The organism is Paenibacillus sp. FSL E2-0178 (assembly GCF_038593005.1).
GTDB lineage: Bacteria > Bacillota > Bacilli > Paenibacillales > Paenibacillaceae > Paenibacillus_AQ > Paenibacillus_AQ phytohabitans.
Genome location: NZ_CP151953.1, coordinates 5,357,962 through 5,378,626 on the forward strand (window position 1 = coordinate 5,357,962; position 20,665 = coordinate 5,378,626).

Annotated in this window: 16 protein-coding genes and 1 riboswitch; of the genes, 7 read left to right on the plus strand and 9 right to left on the minus strand. The window is 53.2% G+C overall.

Features of this window, described 5'->3' with window-relative positions; genetic code table 11:
- The first annotated feature begins 81 nt into the window (after positions 1–81).
- From MHI42_RS23300 to MHI42_RS23320, 5 genes are all read left to right on the plus strand, one after another.
- Positions 82–1,017: an ABC transporter ATP-binding protein gene (locus MHI42_RS23300; RefSeq protein ID WP_342420801.1), complete on the plus strand. Its 936-nt coding sequence runs from the start codon at positions 82–84 to the stop codon at positions 1,015–1,017.
- Between the two features lie 16 nt (positions 1,018–1,033).
- On the plus strand, positions 1,034–2,200 hold the full coding sequence (locus MHI42_RS23305) for an ABC transporter permease (protein WP_342420802.1): 1,167 nt from the start codon (positions 1,034–1,036) through the stop codon (positions 2,198–2,200).
- Entirely contained in the window at positions 2,193–3,356 is a 1,164-nt protein-coding gene (locus MHI42_RS23310) for an ABC transporter permease (RefSeq protein ID WP_342420803.1), read from the plus strand. Before MHI42_RS23305 ends, MHI42_RS23310 begins: the two co-directional genes overlap by 8 nt.
- Positions 3,357–3,522: 166 nt before the next feature.
- Positions 3,523–4,677, plus strand: a complete 1,155-nt coding sequence (locus tag MHI42_RS23315) for a cation:proton antiporter (protein WP_342420804.1) — start codon at positions 3,523–3,525, stop codon at positions 4,675–4,677.
- 238 nt (positions 4,678–4,915) lie between these two features.
- Positions 4,916–7,939 carry an efflux RND transporter permease subunit gene (locus MHI42_RS23320; protein ID WP_342420805.1) on the plus strand — a complete coding sequence of 1,008 codons (3,024 nt, stop codon included), beginning with the start codon at positions 4,916–4,918 and terminating at the stop codon, positions 7,937–7,939.
- Positions 7,940–8,537: 598 nt separating this feature from the next.
- Here MHI42_RS23320 and MHI42_RS23325 read toward each other — a convergent pair.
- From MHI42_RS23325 to MHI42_RS23345, 5 genes are all read right to left on the minus strand, one after another.
- Positions 8,538–9,770, minus strand: a complete 1,233-nt coding sequence (locus tag MHI42_RS23325; protein ID WP_342420806.1) for an IS110 family transposase — start codon at positions 9,768–9,770, stop codon at positions 8,538–8,540.
- A 942-nt stretch (positions 9,771–10,712) separates the two neighbouring features.
- Positions 10,713–11,510: an ABC-2 family transporter protein gene (locus tag MHI42_RS23330; protein WP_342420807.1), complete on the minus strand. Its 798-nt coding sequence runs from the start codon at positions 11,508–11,510 to the stop codon at positions 10,713–10,715.
- Between the two features lie 19 nt (positions 11,511–11,529).
- Positions 11,530–12,339 (minus strand): ABC-2 family transporter protein, encoded by an 810-nt coding sequence (locus MHI42_RS23335; RefSeq protein ID WP_342420808.1) that lies wholly within the window; start codon positions 12,337–12,339, stop codon positions 11,530–11,532.
- Positions 12,340–12,354: 15 nt separating this feature from the next.
- Complete coding sequence (locus tag MHI42_RS23340; protein WP_042140186.1) at positions 12,355–13,371, minus strand: ATP-binding cassette domain-containing protein; 1,017 nt, start codon at positions 13,369–13,371, stop codon at positions 12,355–12,357.
- Between the two features lie 202 nt (positions 13,372–13,573).
- A complete protein-coding gene (locus MHI42_RS23345; RefSeq protein ID WP_342420809.1) occupies positions 13,574–13,924 on the minus strand; it encodes a hypothetical protein in 351 nt (116 codons plus the stop codon).
- Positions 13,925–14,139: 215 nt separating this feature from the next.
- On the opposite strand from MHI42_RS23345, the gene MHI42_RS23350 reads away from it, so the two are divergent.
- Positions 14,140–14,946: a helix-turn-helix transcriptional regulator gene (locus MHI42_RS23350; RefSeq protein ID WP_171717099.1), complete on the plus strand. Its 807-nt coding sequence runs from the start codon at positions 14,140–14,142 to the stop codon at positions 14,944–14,946.
- A gap of 117 nt (positions 14,947–15,063) precedes the next feature.
- Here MHI42_RS23350 and gcvPB read toward each other — a convergent pair whose 3' ends face one another.
- The 3 genes from gcvPB to gcvT are packed head-to-tail and all read right to left on the minus strand — an operon-like array spanning position 15,064 to position 18,994.
- Positions 15,064–16,524, minus strand: a complete 1,461-nt coding sequence (gcvPB, locus tag MHI42_RS23355) for an aminomethyl-transferring glycine dehydrogenase subunit GcvPB (RefSeq protein WP_342420810.1) — start codon at positions 16,522–16,524, stop codon at positions 15,064–15,066.
- A complete protein-coding gene (gcvPA, locus tag MHI42_RS23360) occupies positions 16,521–17,873 on the minus strand; it encodes an aminomethyl-transferring glycine dehydrogenase subunit GcvPA (RefSeq protein WP_342420811.1) in 1,353 nt (450 codons plus the stop codon). Before gcvPA ends, gcvPB begins: the two co-directional genes overlap by 4 nt.
- Positions 17,873–18,994 carry a glycine cleavage system aminomethyltransferase GcvT gene (gcvT, locus tag MHI42_RS23365; protein ID WP_342420812.1) on the minus strand — a complete coding sequence of 374 codons (1,122 nt, stop codon included), beginning with the start codon at positions 18,992–18,994 and terminating at the stop codon, positions 17,873–17,875. Before gcvT ends, gcvPA begins: the two co-directional genes overlap by 1 nt.
- Before the next feature lie 189 nt (positions 18,995–19,183).
- Positions 19,184–19,279: riboswitch (glycine riboswitch) on the minus strand.
- A 184-nt stretch (positions 19,280–19,463) separates the two neighbouring features.
- Between gcvT and gcvH the strand changes: the two genes are divergently transcribed.
- Positions 19,464–19,856: a glycine cleavage system protein GcvH gene (gcvH, locus tag MHI42_RS23370; protein ID WP_342420813.1), complete on the plus strand. Its 393-nt coding sequence runs from the start codon at positions 19,464–19,466 to the stop codon at positions 19,854–19,856.
- A gap of 133 nt (positions 19,857–19,989) precedes the next feature.
- Here gcvH and MHI42_RS23375 read toward each other — a convergent pair whose 3' ends face one another.
- The gene (locus tag MHI42_RS23375; RefSeq protein ID WP_342420814.1) at positions 19,990–20,622 is read right to left on the minus strand and encodes a hypothetical protein; all 633 of its coding nucleotides are present in this window, start codon (positions 20,620–20,622) and stop codon (positions 19,990–19,992) included.
- Positions 20,623–20,665: the final 43 nt, after the last annotated feature.

The window sequence follows — 20,665 nt, forward strand, 5'->3', positions numbered from 1 at the left end:
GATGACCTTCTGTACCTTCGGCGGCGCCTTCGTTGCGCTACAATGGGAATACGAGAACTAAGGGAACAGGAGCGATGGCAAATGGCACTTGCGGTATTAACCGATGTGGTGAAAAGGTATGACAGCAAACTGATCGTGGACCATGTGAATTTCAGTCTGCAGGAAGGTGAAATATTCGGTCTGCTCGGCCCTAATGGTGCCGGGAAAAGCACAACAATCAGCATGATCTGCGGTCTGCTTAAGGCGGACAGCGGCGAGATTATGATCGATGGCCTGTCCGTAAGGGAGAAGCCGCTGGAGGTTAAGAAGCGTATAGGGCTTGTCCCCCAGGAGCTGGCGTTATATGAGAATATGTCGGCGGCAGAGAATGTAAGCTTCTTCGGGAAGCTGTATGGCCTGCGCGGGAAGCTGCTGAAGGAACGGATTCAGGAAGCGCTCGAATTCACAGGTCTTAGCGACCGGGCCAGGGATAAGCCGTCCACCTTCTCGGGGGGGATGAAACGGCGCCTCAATATCGCCTGTGCCATCATGCACCGGCCGCGCCTGATCATTATGGATGAGCCGACCGTCGGCATTGATCCGCAGTCCCGCAATCACATTCTGGAGTCGGTCAAAACACTGAATAAGCTGGGTTCAACGATTATCTATACCAGCCACTATATGGAAGAGGTAGCAGCGGTCTGTGACCGGGTGGCGATTATGGATAAAGGTCATATTATTGCCTGCGGCACGGAAAGCGAGCTGCGGGAACGGGTAGCCCATGAGGAGAAAATAGTGGTTAAAGCGGCGAATATTACTCCCGCTCTAATTAACGAGCTTCGTCAGCATCCACGGATTAGCCGGGTAGAGGTCGTGCAGGATGCTGTGGAGATGTATCTGCCTTCTTCACAAAATGAGCTGCAGGACATTCTGTTTATTATCGCCAAGCATGAAGGGGTAATTGCCTCCCTTAACATTGAAGAGCCGGATCTGGAGACGTTGTTCCTCAGTCTGACCGGGCGGACATTACGGGATTAGAGGGGAGGACAGCGAGATGAATACCTGGACCATTATGATCTATGAACTGCGCAGATTGTTCCGCTCACGTTCGATGCTGCTTAATATGTTTCTGCTGCCGCTGGTGCTGATCTTTCTGCTGGGGGCCTCGCTCTCCGGGGTGGTGGGTATGAAAGAAGCCGATGAGATCGACCCTGTACGGGTAGCTGTTGTGAATGCTGCAGGCGGAGAAGCAGGGACCTCTGCTATGATAGCCGCTTTTCTGGAGGCTCCTGAAGTGAAGGATCTCATCATCGCCCACAAGACAGAGAGCCGGGCGGCGGCTGAAAGCGGGCTTCGTACAGGCAAATACGCCTATGCGGTCATTGTCCCTTCCGGCTTCGATGAAGAGGTACAGCGCGGAGAGCGTGCCCGGCTGGAGTTTATTCTCGGTAAGAATCATACCGATAATCTGGTGGCGGGAACGGCCTTTGACAATTTTCTCAGTACGATCAATTACAAGCAGTCGGCAGCGGTAGCGCTTGGGCCGGAAGCACTTGCAGTTCCTCCGGTAACGGCAGAGGCGGGGGCAGTGGTGATGGGTGATCTGAATAACGGGGGTAAAACCTATACAGCCTCCCAGTTCTACGCGGCTTCCATGCTGATGATGTTTCTTCTTTACACCGGGCTGACGGTAACGGGCTCGCTCTTCAGTGATAAAGAGAACCATACGCTTTTTCGGATCAATTCGATGCCGGTCAAGGGCTCCCAGCTGTTTATCGGCAAAATGCTGGGGGTAGGCCTGGTCAGCATCCTTCAGTGTCTGGCGATCATTGTGCTGTCAGACAGGCTGTTCGGTGTCTATTGGGGCAACCGGCCGGGACTTCTATTGTTGTTCTGCCTGTTGATGATCATCGCGTCCATGACGTTCTCCATTGTCATCTGCCTGTTCAGCAAAACTTCGGCCAGCGCAACGAATGTTATTAATGTTCTGACCGTAGTGATGACCTTCGTCAGCGGGGGGATGGCTCCGCTTCCTGATTCCTGGGTGAACAGCATCGGTGCATTCACAGTCAACCATTGGGCACAGCAGGCGATTATCCGCATGATGCTCCATTCCGGTCTGAAGCAGATTCTGCCGAACTTATGGGTGATGTGTCTGATTTGTGCAGTTCTGCTGTGTGTAATGACTGTCTCATACCGGAAGGTGGGCTACCATGAATAAAATAATAACCATTGCCTGGAATATGATCCGCCGAAGCCTTGGCTCTGTCAAAGGGGTGCTGATATTTATTCTGCTGCCCAGTGTTGTGGTTGCAGGAATCATTTCACTCACTGGGGGCGTTGGCGATGGTCCGGCGACCATATTGTACGCCAATATGGATACGGGTGCTGCCGGAAAGCATCTGCTCTCCGAACTGGAGCAGACCGGCGATTACAAGTTAGAGCAGCGCAGGGATGAGGCGGCATTGAAGGAAGCGGCGATCGGGCAGGAGGGGGCGGCAGGGATATGGATCCCAGAGGGGTATTCAGCCGCCCTGATTGCCGGGCAGGAGCCGCAGATTAGCATCTATGAGCTTCGCGCGAGCGAGAGCTCGATTATCGTCAAGATGAAGGTCAATGCGATTGCCGGAAACATGGCTGAAGCTGCGCATGCCGTTGCTGCGCTCAGCGGCGGTACGTCAGCAGATCAGCAGGCGCAGTTCGCTGCTGTGCTGAAGCAGGCGGAGCAGCATCATGTGGGAAGCCTTCGTACGGATTATGATTTATACCCCAGGGAGACGCTGGGTGTGATTACCGGTCTGACGCTCATGTTCCTGATGACACTGGTGACAAGCTCCGTGTCCCTGATTAACGATGACCGCCGGGGACGCACGATGATGCGGATGTTCAGCGCCCCGGTCCGCTCTTACGAAATTGCCCTCGGCAATTTCCTTGGCAGCTTTCTCGTAGGGATTATTCAGATCATCGTGGTGCTCTCGCTGGGGAAATGGATACTGCGCTACGATTATGAGATGCCGATGTTTCTCTACTTCCTGGTTCTAGCCGCATTCATGCTGGTCTCCATGGGCATTGCCAGCACCGTAGCGGGACTGATCCGTAATCCGCGCAATGCCGGCATGCTCAATTCGTTGATCCTTATACCCACCTGTATGCTGGGCGGCTGCTTCTGGCCGATCTCAATCATGCCGGATTATATGCAGAAGCTAGCTAATTTCACACCGCAGAAATGGGCCATCCAGGCGGTAGATATCGCCGCAACGGGCGGAGGCTGGAACGAGCTGTGGCTGCCTTTTGCCATTCTCAGCCTGATGGCGGCAGTCCTGCTGACGATTGGCTCCACCATACTGCGTCCGAATGAAGCGGGAATCAGTGGCTGAGATTAAATAAGCATAGCGGTTTACAGCCATTATCATTAAAGTTATACTAGAGATAATAGTTTGACCCGAACTGAATATTTATGTGTTTTTAGGAGGAGCCTGTCACCAAGGGCTCCTCTTTGTCTTTTTTTAGGGGCCAATATAGACCAAAGGAGTAGAGTACATCATGGAATTCATCTTATATTTGCTGCTGATTCTGTTATTCACCAAGCTGGCCGGGGAACTGTCTGTGCGGCTGGGGCAGCCTGCCGTGCTGGGCAAGCTGATTGTCGGTATCCTGCTGGGACCAGCGGTGCTGGGCTGGGTGCAGGACGGCGAGTTCATTCACTACATGTCGGAGATCGGTGTGCTGCTGCTGATGTTCATCGCGGGCCTTGAGACAGACCTCGATCAGCTGCGCAAAAACTGGAAGTCTGCTTTCGCGGTAGCGGTTGGCGGTATTATCCTGCCGTTCGCAGGCGGCTTTGCCATCGGGGAATGGTTCGGCTTCGCGTATCATAACGCGCTGTTCCTGGGGGTGATTCTGAGTGCTACTTCGGTCAGTATCTCCGTTCAGGTGCTCAAGGAGATGAACCGGCTGAATACGCCGGAAGGCTCCACAATTCTGGGGGCGGCGGTTGTCGATGATATTCTGGTAGTAGTCCTGCTGGCGGTGCTGATGAGCTTCTTTGGCACGGGCGATGATATTTCGATAAGTCTGCTGATCGGCAAAAAACTGCTGTTCTTCGCCGTCGCTGTCCTTGCAGGCTGGCTGGTTGTCCCTCGGGTGATGCGGTGGCTTGCTCCGCTGCGGGTGACCGAAGCGACGATCACGGCCGCCCTGGTAATTCTATTCGGATATGCTTATTTCGCTGAAATGATGGGGATGGCCGGAATTATCGGCGCTTTTGCTGCCGGGATTGCTATTGCACAAACCTCCTTCAAGCATGTGGTAGAGTCCAAAGTAGAGCCGATTGCGTACTCGCTGTTTGTGCCGGTCTTCTTTGTCAGCATCGGACTCAGTGTCAGCTTTGAGGGCCTCGCCAGCCAGCTCGGATTCATGGTGGTGCTGTCCCTGGTCGCCATTCTGGCTAAGCTGCTTGGCGGCGGAATCGGCGCACGCCTTACCGGCTTCAATACCCGCTCATCACTGGTCATTGGTACGGGAATGATCTCCAGAGGCGAGGTCGCCCTGATTATTGCGGCCACGGGGCTTGAGAGCGGGCTGCTGCTGCCGCAATATTTCACCGGCGTTATCATTGCTGTAATTATTACCACACTGGTGACACCGCCGCTGCTAAAGAGTGTGTTCCGGGAAGAAGCGGTACGGAATTCGCCTTAATTGCTATGCGTCGATACCAGGCTATTCTTTAACAGGCTGTCCTCTACAGGGCAGCTTTTTTGCGTTGTACCTCTGGAAGGAGCCGCCACCCGCCTTAAGACCGAGAACGAAACCCTCCGCCGGACCGTTTTGGCATCAGCCCAAAGCTTCTACACTTAAGCAAGAATCTGCAGCTCATACATAAGAGAACAGACATAAAGCGTTCAATACATTTGATGAAATGGAAGGGGTAAAAGAAATGACATGGCTTACGAAATGGTCGTTTGGCAATAAGGGGGCAGTCGGGCTGCTGGTAGTTATGGCGCTTGTGGTCGGTATAATGAGTTATACCTCGCTGCCGATGGAATTCATGCCGGAGGCAGATAATCCTCAGGTGACCGTTGCGGTCCTGGGTCCTGGCCAGGATGCGCATGCGATGGAGACGCAAGTGACGAAGCCGATTGAGGCTGCGACCTCACTGGTGAAAGGCAAGACGGAGCAGATGTCCACTTCCGCTGACGGCTATGCCAAGGTGGATATTTATTTTGACGGCAAAACCAATATGAAGGAAGCGGCGCAGGAGGTTGAGAAGGCAGTTCATGCCCTGCAATTCCCGCAAGGCGTGATGGACCCGTTCATCATTCAGCTGAATACCTCGATGATTCCTGTGTCGCAGGTCACTGTAGCGTTCGATGAAGGGCTCACCAAGGAGAATCTGGAGATTGCCGAGAACAAGATCCTGCCCGAGATGCAAAAAATTGATGGTGTAGCGAGTGTAGCCCTCTACGGTAAAACTTCTCCGCAGGTCCGGGTGAAGCTTGATCCGGCAGCCATGGCGGCGAAGGGAGTAAACACGGCGCAGGTCATGGGATTGCTTCAGGGCCGCAGCGTATCGGCATCAGTGGGTGAGCAGACGATTGGCGGCCACACGGGCAATGTGAACGTGGTTTCGTCCATTGAGAGCGTCGGTACGCTTCAAAAGCTGCCGGTGGCAGCGGGAGTGACGCTGGGAGATATTGCTGCTGTCGAGCCCAAGCTGGACCAAGAGAGTGTGAGCCGCTCGAACGGCAAGGATGTACTGTTCCTCATTATCACCAAAGAAGCAAGTGCCAACGCGGTGGATGTGGGCGACAAGGTGCGCAGTACAGCAGAGGAGCTTAGCGCCAGCGTCAAAAATGCCGAGGTATCCATGATCTTCAGCACTTCGGATATGGTCGTGACCTCGGTAAACAGCATGCTGCGTGAGGTGCTGCTCGGCGCTTTATTCGCCACGATTGTGATCCTGATCTTCCTCCGCAATGTACGGGCAACGCTGATTACGGCTATCTCCATTCCGTTATCGCTGGCGGTTACCTTGTACCTGCTGAAGGTGTCCGGGATCACGCTGAATATAGTTACGCTGGGCGGCGTTGCCGTTGCGGTTGGACGGCTGGTCGATGACAGCATCGTGGTGATCGAGAACATCTACCGGCGGATGCAAAAAGAACGCTTGTCCCGCGAAATGGTAGTCAGCGCAACTGGAGAGGTCGCCCGGGCGATTACTACCTCTACGATTGCCACGGTAGCTGTATTCCTGCCGATGGGGCTGCTGCGCGGCGGGCTGCAAGCCTTCCTGCTGCCGTTTGCGCTGACCGTCACTTACTCGCTGCTGACCTCGCTAATAGTTGCCTTAACGGTAGTACCGCTGCTCAGCTCCTTGCTGCTGAAGGGCTCCTCCTTGAAGGAGCATGAGCCTTCCCGCAAGTTCAGCCGCTTCCTGGAGTGGAATCTGCAGCGGAAGTGGATTACGTTATCCCTCGGACTGCTGCTGCTTGTGGGGTCCATTGGCGCCTATGTCACGATGCCCAAAGGGGCGCTCGATGCTACAGATGCCAGCACGGTAACCGTTCAGCTGGTCTATCCGAATAATGTGCCGGTATCAGAGGTGCTGGAGAACGGCAAGCAGCTGGAAGCTGAACTGATGAAGCAGCCGCAGGCGGAGATCGTCATTATGCAATCCGGTAATAGCGCAGATTCGGCACAATGGGGCAGTGTGGTGTCGCTGACCCAAGTGGATTATACCGTCATGATGAAGGAAGATGCAGATGCGCAGGTATTCATGGACCATATCCGCAGCTTGCAGTCTTCCTATGACGGAGCAGCATTGACCGTGGGAGCAGCTAGTATGATGAGCTCCAGCTCAACCAATGAATACATTGATATTGTGGGCGAAGATCTTCAGACCATCAATAAGGTTGCCAAGGAAGTTGCTGCCAAAGTAAAAACAATCGAAGGCGTAGGGAAGGTAGCCAGCAACATGGAGGATACCAAGCCGGTGTTTGCGTTCAAAGTAAATCCGGCTGTGGCGAATGCCCAGGAAATCTCCATGCAGCTTAGTGCGATGCTGAATCCGGTTCCGCTGGGCCAGATCGAGCTGGATGGTTCCCCTGCCTCAGTAGTGCTGGAGCCAGTGGTTCAGCCTGCATCGCAGGAGGATCTGCAGAAGATTACGCTTATGACATCCGCCGGCCCGCAGCCGCTGTCACAGGTGGCAGAGCTTACGGTCACTGACCAGCCGGCAATGCTGTATCATAAAGACGGCAAGCCTTATGTACGGATTACCGCAGAGGCAGATCCGAAGCGGGTCTCGGAGATCGGTGCAGATATTAAAGCAGCGACTGACAGCATTACCTTGCCAGAGGGAGTCACCCTGTTCGCAGGTGGTGCCTCGGCCGATCAGGCCGGAGATTTCAGTGATCTGGGCATGACCGCATTGATCTCGATTGGCCTGGTATACCTGATCATGGTATTGACCTTCAAGACGCTGCGTGCGCCTCTGGCGATCATGTTCTCCCTGCCGCTCGCAGCAATCGGGGCCATCGTAGCCCTGCTGATCTCGGGTGTGACCCCTGACTTCACCGCATTGTTCGGCGCATTAATGCTCATCGGCATCGTGGTCACCAATGCGATCGTGCTGATCGACCGCATTAAGCATAATGAGGAGCATATGACGGTCCGCGAAGCCATTCTTGAAGCGGCCGGCACGCGGATGCGTCCGATTCTGATGACAGCCATTGCTACCGTCTGCGCCATGCTGCCGCTGCTGTTCGGGCAGTCCGAGCAGGGAAGCATCGTCTCACAGAGTCTGGCCATTGTAGTTATCGGCGGCCTGACTGCGGCAACCCTGTTAACTCTGATCGTAGTTCCGGCAATCTATGAGCTGCTCTATTTCCGCAAATCGGCCAAAGAGCGCAAGCAGGCTGCCGCAGCCGGAACTGTGGCGTCAACGGATCTGCCTAGCTGATTGGGGAAGTAGCTGCAGGAAGAAGGGAACGGGATGGAATAGCTGGAAGTAGTAGTTGATGAAAGTAGTAGTGGAAAGTAGTAGTTATTGGGACAGCAATGGCAGTTGGCAGCAGTAATGAGAGCATAAATGAGAGCAGTGCGGGATTGTCCGCACTGCTCTTCGCCGTCTGCGGGCGGCAGTGGAGTCTTCTTCGTCAGCTTCGTCCAAACCAGGCCGCACTTGAGACAGCAGCCCAACAAGTAACTGATCCTGCAATAATGTGACCAGACTAGTGAAACCCTTCATTTTGCATACCAGATCTGTTGCTGGCAGGATTGAGAATCTCAGGTTCACACTGTGTAGACAAAATGTTGTACGTATTACAACTCGGCTACCTAGATTCCAGGGTGTTCAGGAAGATTGTCGTATGAAATGCAAGAATTGTTCCGCTAAGCCGCCGGGATGAGGGGGATTGTTGTCTTTTTATACGAAAATAAACGTAGGCTTTAGCAGGGATGAGCTTAGCACGTGTTTTAAAAGTAACTCTTTCGGATAAACTTACTCTTAAAGGCGCAAAAAGTCCCCCTACCCCAATCTTTGAGCGATTTTTTAAAAATCAGCTCGTTTCGGGGGACGTCACTTGAACCGTTAAGCCTAACTTTTCGATTTGTTTCAAGTAATAAGCTAACGCCTTTTCCTTGGACGTGCTTTCCGGCACGTCCTTTTCTTCGTATCCGGATCTGTTTTTCATTAGGCTGTAAATAATCTTTATCAGTAAATGTGCCGTGGCTACACACGCTTTTTTGTCTCCACGCCGTTTTCGAACCCGTCTAAAGTGCTGACCGATGCGATTGGAGGATTTCTCATTCGCCCATGCCGCCTGGGTTAACGCGCGTTTCAAAAACTTGTTTCCCGGCAGACATTTCGTTTTAGATTTCCTTCCTGCACTTTCCTTGTTTCCTGGGCTGACGCCTGCCCAAGACGTCAATTGTTCCTCCGTTTCGAAACGCTGATGCACCTCCGGACCGAGTTCAGCAAAAATAGCTGCAGCCGTATTGCGTTCAATCCCAGGGATCGAATCGAGCCACTCCAGTTCTTCGGCATACGGTGCTAGCTTGCTTTCAATCCGGGCTTCCACTTGCTCGATTTGCTTCTCCAGATACAACAGATGATCCCAGTGAAGCCGCATCATCTCCCGATGATGACGACGCACACGCCCATTCAACGCTTCCATGAGTTCGGGGACCTTTTTCTTTAGTTTTGTCTTCACGAGCCCACGAAGCTGCTCTTCGTCCAGCACCTCACCATCCATTAATTGCTCCAGCAACAAGCGGCCCGATACGCCAAAGACATCCGTGATGAAACTAGACAATTTGATATTTCCATCCTGCAGCAGTTTATGAATCCGATTCTTTTCGGCCGTAATCGCTTGGACCATTTTCACCCGGTACCGCGTCCAGTCCCGCAGATCCCGCAGCTGCTCGGGCAGGACTACACTGGCTTGAACCAATCCGCACCGGTGGAGTTTCGCAATCCAAAAGGCATCATTCATATCGGTTTTTCGTCCAGGAATGTTTTTAATCGTCCGGGCATTCGCCAAGACGATGTCGCACGTCGATTCCAGTACATTCCAGACCGGTTTCCACAATACGCCTGTACTCTCCATCGCCACCGCCTGACACTGATTCGCGATAAGCCAGTCTTGAAGCCGCAATAATTCACGAGTTGTCGTTCCGAACGTCGAGATTTGCTTTTGGGGAGTGTGGTCCAGCGGTCCGTTTAGAATAAAAGCGACGACCGTTTTGTTATGAACATCGAGACCCGCACAGCATTCGCGTATAGCATCCATGAATCTATTCCTACTTTCCTGTCAATTCACAAATCATGCGCTCATTAGTGTAGAATTTTATACACGCACTTTGATGTGCAATAGGCGGTGCCTGAGAGTCGCAATGGGACAGTTTGTACAACAGGGTTTTTGGCCCCAATAAAGGCTCGTCCACAGATTTGTTATCTTCAGTTTTTCCAGGTTTAGAATGTAGAAACATAGAGAATACCTATTTTCATTCTAGGGGGTGACGCCACAGCGTCATGAGCGTTTGTACAACAATTTTGGAATACGGCCGTTTGTATGAGGGAATTGTTGTATTTTGGGCAGGATTTTCGAGAAAGGCGATAATAGCAGCCGGGCATCGTGCTTGAGTTGTTGGTTGTCTGCTACGACACCATCATCTACAGGGAGACCATCAGGATCAGTTACTATTAGAGCTGCCTGCATTCTTATTCGTGCGGCCATCTCACCATGTTCTGGAGTTCAATAAGATCAGCTTCAAGGAAGCGGATGTGTGTACCCGCTGGTTGGCGCTGGCGGTGATCCTGAACCGGAGCCACATGTATACGAGTTAGATCTGGACAAGCGGCGATTTGTTGCTCTTTAGCCATAGTTGAACATAACTATCATTATGCACAAAGAGACCTTCCTATTGAACCGGTTGCTAACAATTCCGATTTTATAAAGGGAGGTCTATTTTGCGGTGTTCAGCTATTCAGGTGTTCAGGCATTTATGTGTTTAAAGGTGTAAACCCGTTTCCCGTTTAAACAGCGGAGCGGACGGAACGATTGTGTAAAAGCGTTAGCGGTCGCCTTTGTGTCCGGATTTTCACCGATAAGGTGAAATCAAAAAAATCTGGACACAACAGCGATTGGAACAACGTTCCGTTTGCGGAGCGTCCACCAATGAACTACCACTGATCCTACTCCAAAACTAGACTTTTATAACTTAACGGACGATCAATTCCCCGTACTCTCATACTTAGACAATCCATACCGGAAGATACCATAGGCCGCAGCCGCGCTTCCTATTGCCGCAACAGGGGCGAGCAGCCACCAGCCGGACCATCCGCTTTTGCCGAAAATATAGGTTGCCGGATAAAAGCTGATGAACGCATAGGGCAGCACAGTAGAAATAAAGATGCGGATCGCCTGTGGGAACAGGGTAATCGGATATTTGGCCAGATCGGACAGGTTATGCACCATCAGCGGAAAGGCATTGCCCGCATTGCGGATCCAGAAGGCTGCGGAGTTCCCCGCGAGGTTGATCGATACCCGGATGATGACCGCAGTCAGAAACAGCAGGATTAGGATGGCGGCTTTGCCCAGCGTCCAGTGAACCGGGCTATGAACGAGCGACTCCCAGACGATCACTCCGCCGATCAGCAGATTGCCGAGTCCGTTGATGCCGATCCCGGTGCAGAACACCTGAAGGACAACGGGCACCGGCCGCAGCAAATAACGGTCCAGCTCGCCCATGTTGACCAGCCGCCCGAGGCGCCAGGTGCCTTCGAAGAACAAAGAGCCGATCCCCTCCGTCAGAAAGATCATGGCGTACATAAACGTAACTTCCCAGAACTTCCAGCCGTTAATATCCGGAATCCGGTCATAGATCACCCAGAGGAAGACAAACCCCAGAATCTGCGTCAAGGCGGCCGAGCACATCAAAATATAGAAGTCCTTATTATATTCCAAAATCGCTTTAAGCTGCTGCACATACAGCCGTTTGTAGAGGTAGAGCATTTGGGACATTTTCATTCTGCGGCCTCTTCCTGCCTTAGCCTCCATGGATGGTCACCTGGCGTACCGCCCAGTTCCACATTGCTCTGCCGGCAATCCAGAGTGCTGCCCCCCAGAAAAGTTGAATACCGATCAGCCGCAGACTCTCCCCGGTATCTGCCTGCTGCAGAAAAATCATCGACGGCGTGTGGATGATGGCCTGGAAGGGCAGCAGGAGCGCCAGCTTTTCCAGCCAGTCCGGGAAGAAGGCCAGAGGTACCAAAGCTCCGGACAGGAGATTGGTCAGAGCAATCCGTGTCCAGACGATGCCCATCGATCCGGTGGACCAGAAGCATAAAAGTGCTGCCAGATAGACAACGCCGAATTTCACCACGATTGCACCGAGCAGACTGACTGCGAACAAGACATAGACAGAGAGCGAACCCGGAAAGGTGACTCCGGTCAGGAAGGTAGCGAACAGGATCAGCAGCACCGTACTCATGCCGCCTTCAAGCAGGCTCGAGCCCAAGGTTTCCGCGAATCTTGCGGTCTGGAAATCGACCGGCTTCAGCAGGTCTACGGCGACGCTGCCGTCAAGGATTTTGCCGGAAATAGCCGATTCCGAATACCAGGACAACACGGAGTTGGCCAGAAAGGTAACCAGCAGATAGGTTTTCATTTGGTCCCAGGTATAGCCGCCTACCACCTCCCGCCCGCTGTAAATGCCCTGCCACAGGAAGTAAATGGCCAGCAGATTGATAGAGTTCGCCAGAAAGGTAATGATGTAAGAAATCCGGTAGGCCAAAACCCGTTGCAGGGAGCGGTTCGCGATACTTCTGTACATTTTAAACTGGGCAGCAGTCATCATCGTGTGTAAGCCTCCTTATTCCCCGGTTCCGGTCAGATCCAGCTTGCCGTCATAGACGGCCTTGATGACCTGCTCAATATTAGTATCTTCCATTCGGAAGTCGACCACTTCGCCATATCTCATCACCCGGCCCACCACTTCACTGGCGGTATATTCGTACCGGTCAAAAGAGACCGAGAATTCCTGCGCGCTCTGCTGCGCAAGCTTCATTCCGGGTGTCTGCGCGAGCTGCGCATATAACTCCGGCATCGGCGATCCGACCTGAAAGAAGATGACACGGTTTTTGGCAAAACGGGCCTTCACCTCGCTCAGACTGCCGTCATAAATAATCGCCCCATGGTCGATGATAATCAGCCGTTTGCACAGATCCTCAATATCCCCCAGATCATGGGTGGTCAGCATCACCGTAGTGTTCTGCTCCTGGTTGATCTGTTTGATGAACTCGCGGATTTTTTGCTTCACGGATACGTCGAGGCCAATGGTCGGCTCATCCAGATACAGAATCGGCGGGTTATGCAGCAGGGCTGCGGCCAGATCGGCGCGCATCCGCTGACCCAGGGAGAGCTTCCGGGCAGAGAGATGGATGAACTCGCTCATTCCCAGCATTTCAGTGAACAGCTCCATATTCGTCTTGTAGACGGCGCCAGGAATCTGATAAATATCCTTCAGCAGCGAGAAAGACTCCACAATCGGGATATCCCACCACAGCTGGGTACGCTGGCCGAACACGGCGCCAATCTGGGCGGCATTATCCATTCTTTTTTTGTACGGATTGATACCGTTTACAGAAACAGTGCCGGCTGAGGGCATGAGGATTCCGGTCAGCATCTTGATGGTGGTCGATTTGCCTGCACCGTTCGGGCCCACGTAGGCTACCGTCTCGCCTGCTTCTACACTCAGGTCCAGCGGCTTAACCGCCACCTTCTCGATATGCCGGGGCAGGAACAGGTGCTTAACCGCTCCCCCCAGGCCCGGCTCCTTCACTGCCTGCATAAAGGACTTGCTCAGCCCTCTGGCTTCAATAATACTCAAGGCTAACCCTCCTGGAAATTACTTTGAAAGCGCGTTCGCTTGTTCGCAGCATATAAATTTATGAATCCCAATCTATGTAAAAGACGTATGAATAAATATATCACTGCGGCAATGTCGAAAACTATCACAATCCATCGAATGAATATATTTATTTAGATTATTATGGCGAATGATGCTGCAAAAAAGCGGCTACCCTGGTTAACTAGACTAACCGGGATTTGCCGCTTCGTTCGAGAATGGCTTTGAGGAGTAACCCTATTAACAGTGGCAGCACCAGCTGAACTTCCAGTCTCCAGTCTACAGCGTACAGGTCTACAAGGTTGATCTGCTTCAATAGAACATAGACCACGTTGTACATCAGGCAGGAGCAGCTGACCGTGAGCAGCGGGATTAGGGCCAGATTGCTTTTGGAGCGGAGCAGCCTGTAACCCAGGAAGAACATTAGTGTATAGCTGATCATGATCGCCAGCGCATAATTACTGCCGAAGCGCATGAATGATACCATAGCGGTTGCCAGATTCAGGACTGCCGAGATATAGCCAATGCGAAGCATGTAGAACCTCCTTGCTGAAAGGGTACGGTCCTTATTACAGGACAACATAGCCGTTTTCACTTGTGATTTTTGACTGCAGATTTTTCTATTTTACAGCGCTTGCAGGTTCATTTACAGGTCCAATGCTGAATGTTTTTTATTCCGTGATTGTATGTTATAATACTTTCTTTTAAAATCGGTTATATAGGAAATGGTAAAAATGGAGGAGGATCGTCGTGAGAATCTTTGAACAATCGAGAGCATGGAGCGTGCCCGGAGATTTGGAAGCACAGCAGCTTGAAGCCTTCCGGCCGCTTGACGCAGAGCAAATCGAATTACATAGCGGGCAGTCCGGAGTTTCTTTTCCAGAAGAATCGAAAGAGCATATCTATCATAGAGCCATGATATCTTCCATCCGCAGTGAAATGAATAAATTAAGCCAGCTGCTCTCTATTCCTTATGTTGTATTCCTGACGGACAGGGAGGGAACCATTCTGGAGCTGGTTTGTTCTTCTCCGGTTACCCGGGATGAGATGGAACAGGCGGAGCTGCGTCCGGGGGTTAGCTTATGCAGGCAGCGCTCGGGCATGAATGCCGTATCCTTGGCCATGGAGATGAATTGCATCGGGGTAGTGCGGGGGGCGGAGCATTCCGACCAGGCCTTCCAGAACTGGAACTGTGTGTGTGCTCCGCTGCAGAATGAGGATACCGTCTTCGGATATGTGGACATTTCTTTTAATAGAGGAGAACCGATTGAATTCGCCATTCCGTTCGTGCAGCAGATTGCCGAGAATATTATGGAGAAGTGGATGGAGAAGAACCCGGAGATGCAGCAATACCGCCTGGAAGCCACCTTACAGGAATATAAGCTGACCGCGCGGGAGCAGGATGTAGCAAGGCTATGGTTACTTGAGAAAAGCGCGCTGCACATCGGGAGTGATCTGGGCATCAGTGAAGGCACGGTTCGGAATATGCTGAAGAGTATTTACAGTAAAATGCGGGTGAATGACCGCTTCCAGTTCGTCAAACGGCTAACGCCCTAGAAGGCGCGTAACGCTATATATACATAAGAATAGCCGGGCAGTGATACTAGCGTATCGCTTGCCCGGCTATTTATTTGCGGTGAAGTCATTTCGCCTGCGCGTTGCCGCCAGTCGCGTTTAGCCGCAGGAGCAGTTCAGTACCGGCTTCCGCGCGGCCTGGGTCTCATCCAGACGGCTGATCTCTGTGGTATGGGGTGCATTAATTACGATTTCTGGTGTCTCCTGCGCTTCCTTAACGATCTGAATCATCGTCTCAATGAAGCCGTCCAGCGTTTCCTTGCTTTCGGTTTCAGTCGGCTCGATCATCATACATTCCTCTACGGTCAGCGGGAAGTACACGGTTGGCGGGTGGTAACCAAAGTCGAGCAGCCGTTTGGCAACATCCAGGGTACGTACGCCGTACTGCTTGAGGTTTCTGCCGGACATGACGAATTCATGCTTGCAGACACCCGGGAATGGAATTTCGAAATAAGGTGCCAGACGGTGCATCATGTAATTGGCATTCAGCACAGCGTTCTCGGACACCTCGCGCAGTCCGTCCGGGCCGTAGGTGCGGATATAGGCGTAAGCGCGGACCAGAATACCGAAGTTGCCATAAAAGGCTTTGACGCGGCCAATAGATTGCGGCCCGCCGGAGTCAAGCGAGAAGCTGCCGTCTTCGTTCTGCACCACCGACGGCTGGGGCAGGAACGGGATCAGCTTCGCCTTCACGCCGACCGGCCCGGCTCCCGGACCGCCGCCGCCGTGCGGAGTACTCATCGTCTTGTGCAGGTTGAGATGGACCACATCGAAGCCCATATCGCCCGGGCGGGTGATGCCCATGATGGCGTTGGAATTCGCTCCGTCATAATAGAGCAGACCGCCGGCTTCATGGACAATCGCGGCGATCTCTACGATCTGCGTCTCGAACAGTCCGAGAGTACTCGGGTTCGTGAGCATCAGCGCGGCGGTGTCGCTGCCGACCGCAGCCTTCAGCGCTTCGAGGTCGACCATTCCCTTATCATTGGAAGGGATGGTGACGGTATCGAGTCCGGCGGCTGCGGCGCTGGCCGGGTTGGTTCCGTGCGAGGAATCCGGCACGATGACCTTGGAGCGGACCTCATCGCGGCTTTCATGGTAGGCGCGGATCATCATCAGGCCGGTCCATTCGCCATGGGCACCGGCGGCAGGCTGCAGGGAGACGGCATCCATGCCGGTCAGTCCGGCGAGATCCTTTTGCAGTGTATACATCAGTTCAAGTGCACCCTGGATGCTCTCTTCCGGCTGGTACGGATGGATCTTGGCAAGGCCGGGGAAGCGGGCGACATCTTCATTGATCTTCGGATTATATTTCATCGTGCAGGAGCCTAGCGGATAGAAGCCGTTATCGACCCCGAAGTTACGCCGGGACAGGGCAGTATAGTGGCGGATAACATCCACTTCGGATACTTCCGGCAGCACTACCGGCTCGCTGCGGAGCAAGCCCTCGGGAATCAGTGAGCTGATGCTCTCTTCCTGCGGCACATCACATAGAGGCAAAGAGTAAGCCGAGCGGCCGGGCCGGCTTAATTCAAAGATCAAAGTTTGTTCCGGTTTCATATACAGCCCTCCAGTGCAGTGGCGAATTCGTCAATTTCGGTTTTGCTTCTTTTCTCAGTCACGGCAACCAGCATATGTCCGGCCAGCTCTGGATACTCGCGGCCCAGATCATAGCCGCCCAGATAGCCTGCCTTCAGCAGCCTGGAATTCACTTCACTGACGTTGCTGCCTTCCGGGAGCTTCAGGACAAATTCATTGAAGAACGGGGCTGTGAAGACGCGCTCTGCACCGGTGATTTCAGCCAGCCGTCCGGCGGCATAATGGCTCTTACGGATGTTCAGCTCGCCAACCTCGCGCATGCCCTCTTTGCCCATGACGGACAAGTAGACAGAAGCGCATAACGCCAGCAGCGCCTGGTTGGAGCAGATGTTTGAAGTCGCCTTCTCGCGGCGGATGTGCTGCTCGCGCGCCTGCAGGGTCAAGACGAAGCCGCGCTTGCCGTTACGGTCAACGGTCTGGCCGACGATCCGGCCCGGCATGCGGCGCATCAGCGGTTCGGCAACCGCGAAGAATCCGCAGGTTGGTCCTCCGAGCGATGCGGCGATACCCAGCGGCTGTGCGTCGCCGACTACGATGTCGGCGCCCAGCTTGCCGGGCGTTTCCAGCACGCCGAGTGCAATGGGATTCGCGCTGACCACGAGCAATCCCTTGACGGCGTGGATCAACGGCTCAATCTGGCGCAGATCCTCGATGCCGCCGAAGAAGTTGGGCGACTGGACCAGAACAGCGGCAGTATCGGCATCAATGGCCTCAGCCAGCTTGGCAAGATCGGTAACCCCGTCCTTATAATCGATCTCCACGATTTGCAGGCCCCAGGCATTGGCGGAAGTGCGAAGTACCTGGCGTGCTTCCGGGTGTACCGTACGGGAGACAATCAGCTTTTTGCGTTTGGTGGCGCCTGCGGCAAGCACGGCTGCTTCGGAGAAGGCCGTTGCGCCGTCATACATACTGGCATTGGCGACCTTCATACCGGTCAGCTCACAGATATACGACTGGAATTCAAAGATCGCTTGAAGCTCGCCTTGGCTGATTTCCGGCTGATAAGGGGTATAGGCAGTATAGAATTCCGAACGGGAAATAATATGGTTAATGACAACAGGAATATGGTGGTCATAGAGGCCAGCGCCGAGGAAGCTGGCATGGGTATCAAAGTCGGCATTTTTGTCAGCCAGACCCTTCATATGGCGCAGCAGCGCATATTCGTCCAGCGGGCCGGACATTGGCATCGTTCCCTGGTAGCGGACAGATTGAGGGATGTCAGCGAATAGCTCATCAATGGACTGAATCCCTACAGTTTCCATCATCTCTGCGCGGTCTTGCTCCGTCATAGGCAGATAGCGGTGCTTCATTACGGCTTCACTCCTTGGCTCTTTTTGTAGAACGGGGCTTTGATCACGGCAGCCTTCAGCTGTTTGCCGCGGATCTCCACATACACCTCTGTGCCGATCTCAGTATAGGCAGCATCCAGCAAGGCAAGTCCGAGATTACGTTTCAGCGTCGGTGATTGTGTGCCGGTTGTGACTTCACCGATCTTCACACCGTCTGCATATACGGGATAATGGGAGCGGGGAATCCCGCGGTCGATCATTTCAAGCCCCACAAGGCGGCGCGGGAGGCCGGCTTCCTTCTGCTTCAGCAGGGCATCACGGCCGATAAAATCCGCTGTGTCCAGCTTCACGAAGAACTGGACACCCGCTTCGAGCGGCGTAATATCCGCCGAGAGCTCCTGGCCGTACAGCGGCAGCTTGGCTTCGAAGCGGAGCGTGTCGCGTGCGCCGAGTCCGGCAGGGGTCAGGCCATGCGGCGCGCCTGCGGCCAGCAGACCATTCCAGAGTGCAGCCGCTGTGTGGACCGGGGCGTACAGCTCAAAGCCGTCCTCCCCGGTATAGCCGGTGCGGGAGAGCAGTACAGAAACGCCGCAGACCTCGGCGTGTTCGATGAAGTGGAAGGGCTTCAGCTCTGCGAGCGGGGCAGAGGTAACTTCGGCCAGAATCTTCTCAGCCAGCGGACCCTGCAGAGCGAGCAGCAGCGTCTCATCGGAGACATTCTTCAGGCTGACACCGCTGAATTCAGCGGTGAGATGCTCCTGCAGCCACTGGAAGTCCTTGTCGATATTGGAGGCGTTCACGACGAGCATGTAGCGCTCATGGTCCAGGCGGTAGACGAGCAGATCATCTACTACGCCGCCATTCGGATAGAGCATCAGGGTATACTGCGCTGCACCATCTGCTAGGCGGCTGACATCATTGGTGGTCATCTGCTGCAGGAAGGCTTCAGCGCCGCTGCCGTCAACCATGAATTCACCCATATGCGATACATCGAACAGTCCGGCCTGCTGGCGGACCGCTTCATGTTCCTTAACGATGCCAGTAAACTGCACCGGCAGCTCCCAGCCGCCGAAATCAATGCATCTGGACTCCGCATAAGCGGCATAGAGATCATAAAAAGGCGTTCTTCTCAAAGACTCCATCGTGTCACCCCTTAGTCTGTTTACATGCAAAAAAGGACAGGCGAAAGTCCATCAATGCACATCAAACATGCATCAATAGACGTTCGCTCTGTCCTTTGTACCTGAGAGTTACCCTGCTATCCTGCCCGCAGGTTTCCCCGTTGGTGATCCGTTTCCTGTTGTCCAGGCTGTGGATGCTCTCCAGAGATGCGTCCGGCAAAGGTCCTTTTGCCTGAGAGATTCACCCATCCCGGGCTTACTCCTTCGGCGCTGCCCCTGAGGGTCAGTCTCTCCCTATGCCATCATTCGCAAACCATATGTTTTTCTACTGACTCCATTAAACCGGGTTTACAAGCACGATGTCAATCAAAAAACGTCAAAAAGATGACAAATTTAATTTTCCTGTCAGTTATATTGACATTAGGCAAGGTCATAACTTAGGCTATAACTAAATTTAGAACTCCAAATGTGGAAAAGAGGCGGCTTGGAAATGAGTGAAGTGTTGGACAACCTGCTATACAGCGAAGAGCATGAATGGGCACAGCAGGGTGAAGGACGCGTAGTACGTGTGGGAATTACGGATCATGCGCAGCATTTATTGGGCGACATCGTGTTTGTTGAGTTTCCGGAAGTCGGCGCAGCCATTTCCGCGGGCGACAGCGTAGGCAGCATCGAGTCTGTTAAGACGGTGTCGGAGCTGTACTCGCCGGTATCCGGCAAGGTAACCAAGATCAACGACGCACTCGAAACCAGTCCGGAGCTGATCAATGATCAGCCATACGGCGGCGGATGGATTTTTGAGCTGGAGCTTGACGGTGAGTTCGCCGAGGCAGCTTCCGGCCTGCTGGATGCGGCTGCTTATAAGGAATTGGTTGGGGAATAGTTTCAACCGTTTATGTACCCGGATTTTTTGAATAGATGACTGAACTGGATTTACGAACAGATGAACATGACAGGCTTCTCTTATTACATTAGATGTTACTAATGTGAGAGGTCTGTCTTTTTGCGTTTCTGTATCATTCCGGAAAGCTGAGCAGGCCCGGATAAATGCGGGGAGCCAAGTGCCAAAGGGCGGGGAGCAGAGCCAAACCCGCAACGGCAAAGATAAGGCACAGCAATAGGAACCGGTATCTTTTTCTGGGACGGGTATTGGGTTTGAGCACGAAGTAATACACACCGGCCGAATAAAACGGGAAAAGCACCACGGCAGACATGCCCATACAGACCAGAAAGGTGGATTCCCCGGCGGAGGAAGGGATCATGGCTTCCGGGTTATAGACCGGATTGATCTGCAGAAAGAGGATCACAAATGTCAGATAGGCGAAGAGTAAAAGAAGAGGGAAACAGCGGATGCGTCCATCCTCGGACAAACCGTACAGCATCCACCAGACCCCGAGCCAGGGCAGGGCAAAGACTGCGCCGGCAATAAGGAAGTCAATGCCTATATACATCAGTTTATCGGGTGGATACAAATGGGCCAGGTCTCCCCAGAAGTAATCGGAGGAGAAGAACATCATAAATACAGATAATAAACCCGCGAAGAAGGTGATTATTCCCTGGGCAAAAACAATCATGATCAGCGAAACCAGCTGCCGCAGAAAATAGAGATAACGGGTGGCGTCCGGTGTCGTTCCGTTTGTAGTCTGCATAGCGTTCAATCTCCTTATACTAGCAAATGGTTGCCGTGCCTTC

Bases quoted from the DNA above. Each gene is read 5' to 3' on its own strand.
- MHI42_RS23300 (WP_342420801.1), top strand. From the start codon at position 82: ATGGCACTTGCGGTATTAACCGATGTGGTGAAAAGGTATGACAGCAAA.
- MHI42_RS23305 (WP_342420802.1), top strand. From the start codon at position 1,034: ATGAATACCTGGACCATTATGATCTATGAACTGCGCAGATTGTTCCGC.
- MHI42_RS23310 (WP_342420803.1), top strand. From the start codon at position 2,193: ATGAATAAAATAATAACCATTGCCTGGAATATGATCCGCCGAAGCCTT.
- MHI42_RS23315 (WP_342420804.1), top strand. From the start codon at position 3,523: ATGGAATTCATCTTATATTTGCTGCTGATTCTGTTATTCACCAAGCTG.
- MHI42_RS23320 (WP_342420805.1), top strand. From the start codon at position 4,916: ATGACATGGCTTACGAAATGGTCGTTTGGCAATAAGGGGGCAGTCGGG.
- MHI42_RS23325 (WP_342420806.1), bottom strand. From the start codon at position 9,770: ATGGATGCTATACGCGAATGCTGTGCGGGTCTCGATGTTCATAACAAA.
- MHI42_RS23330 (WP_342420807.1), bottom strand. From the start codon at position 11,510: ATGAAAATGTCCCAAATGCTCTACCTCTACAAACGGCTGTATGTGCAG.
- MHI42_RS23335 (WP_342420808.1), bottom strand. From the start codon at position 12,339: ATGATGACTGCTGCCCAGTTTAAAATGTACAGAAGTATCGCGAACCGC.
- MHI42_RS23345 (WP_342420809.1), bottom strand. From the start codon at position 13,924: ATGCTTCGCATTGGCTATATCTCGGCAGTCCTGAATCTGGCAACCGCT.
- gcvPB (WP_342420810.1), bottom strand. From the start codon at position 16,524: ATGAAACCGGAACAAACTTTGATCTTTGAATTAAGCCGGCCCGGCCGC.
- gcvPA (WP_342420811.1), bottom strand. From the start codon at position 17,873: ATGAAGCACCGCTATCTGCCTATGACGGAGCAAGACCGCGCAGAGATG.
- gcvT (WP_342420812.1), bottom strand. From the start codon at position 18,994: ATGGAGTCTTTGAGAAGAACGCCTTTTTATGATCTCTATGCCGCTTAT.
- gcvH (WP_342420813.1), top strand. From the start codon at position 19,464: ATGAGTGAAGTGTTGGACAACCTGCTATACAGCGAAGAGCATGAATGG.
- MHI42_RS23375 (WP_342420814.1), bottom strand. From the start codon at position 20,622: ATGCAGACTACAAACGGAACGACACCGGACGCCACCCGTTATCTCTAT.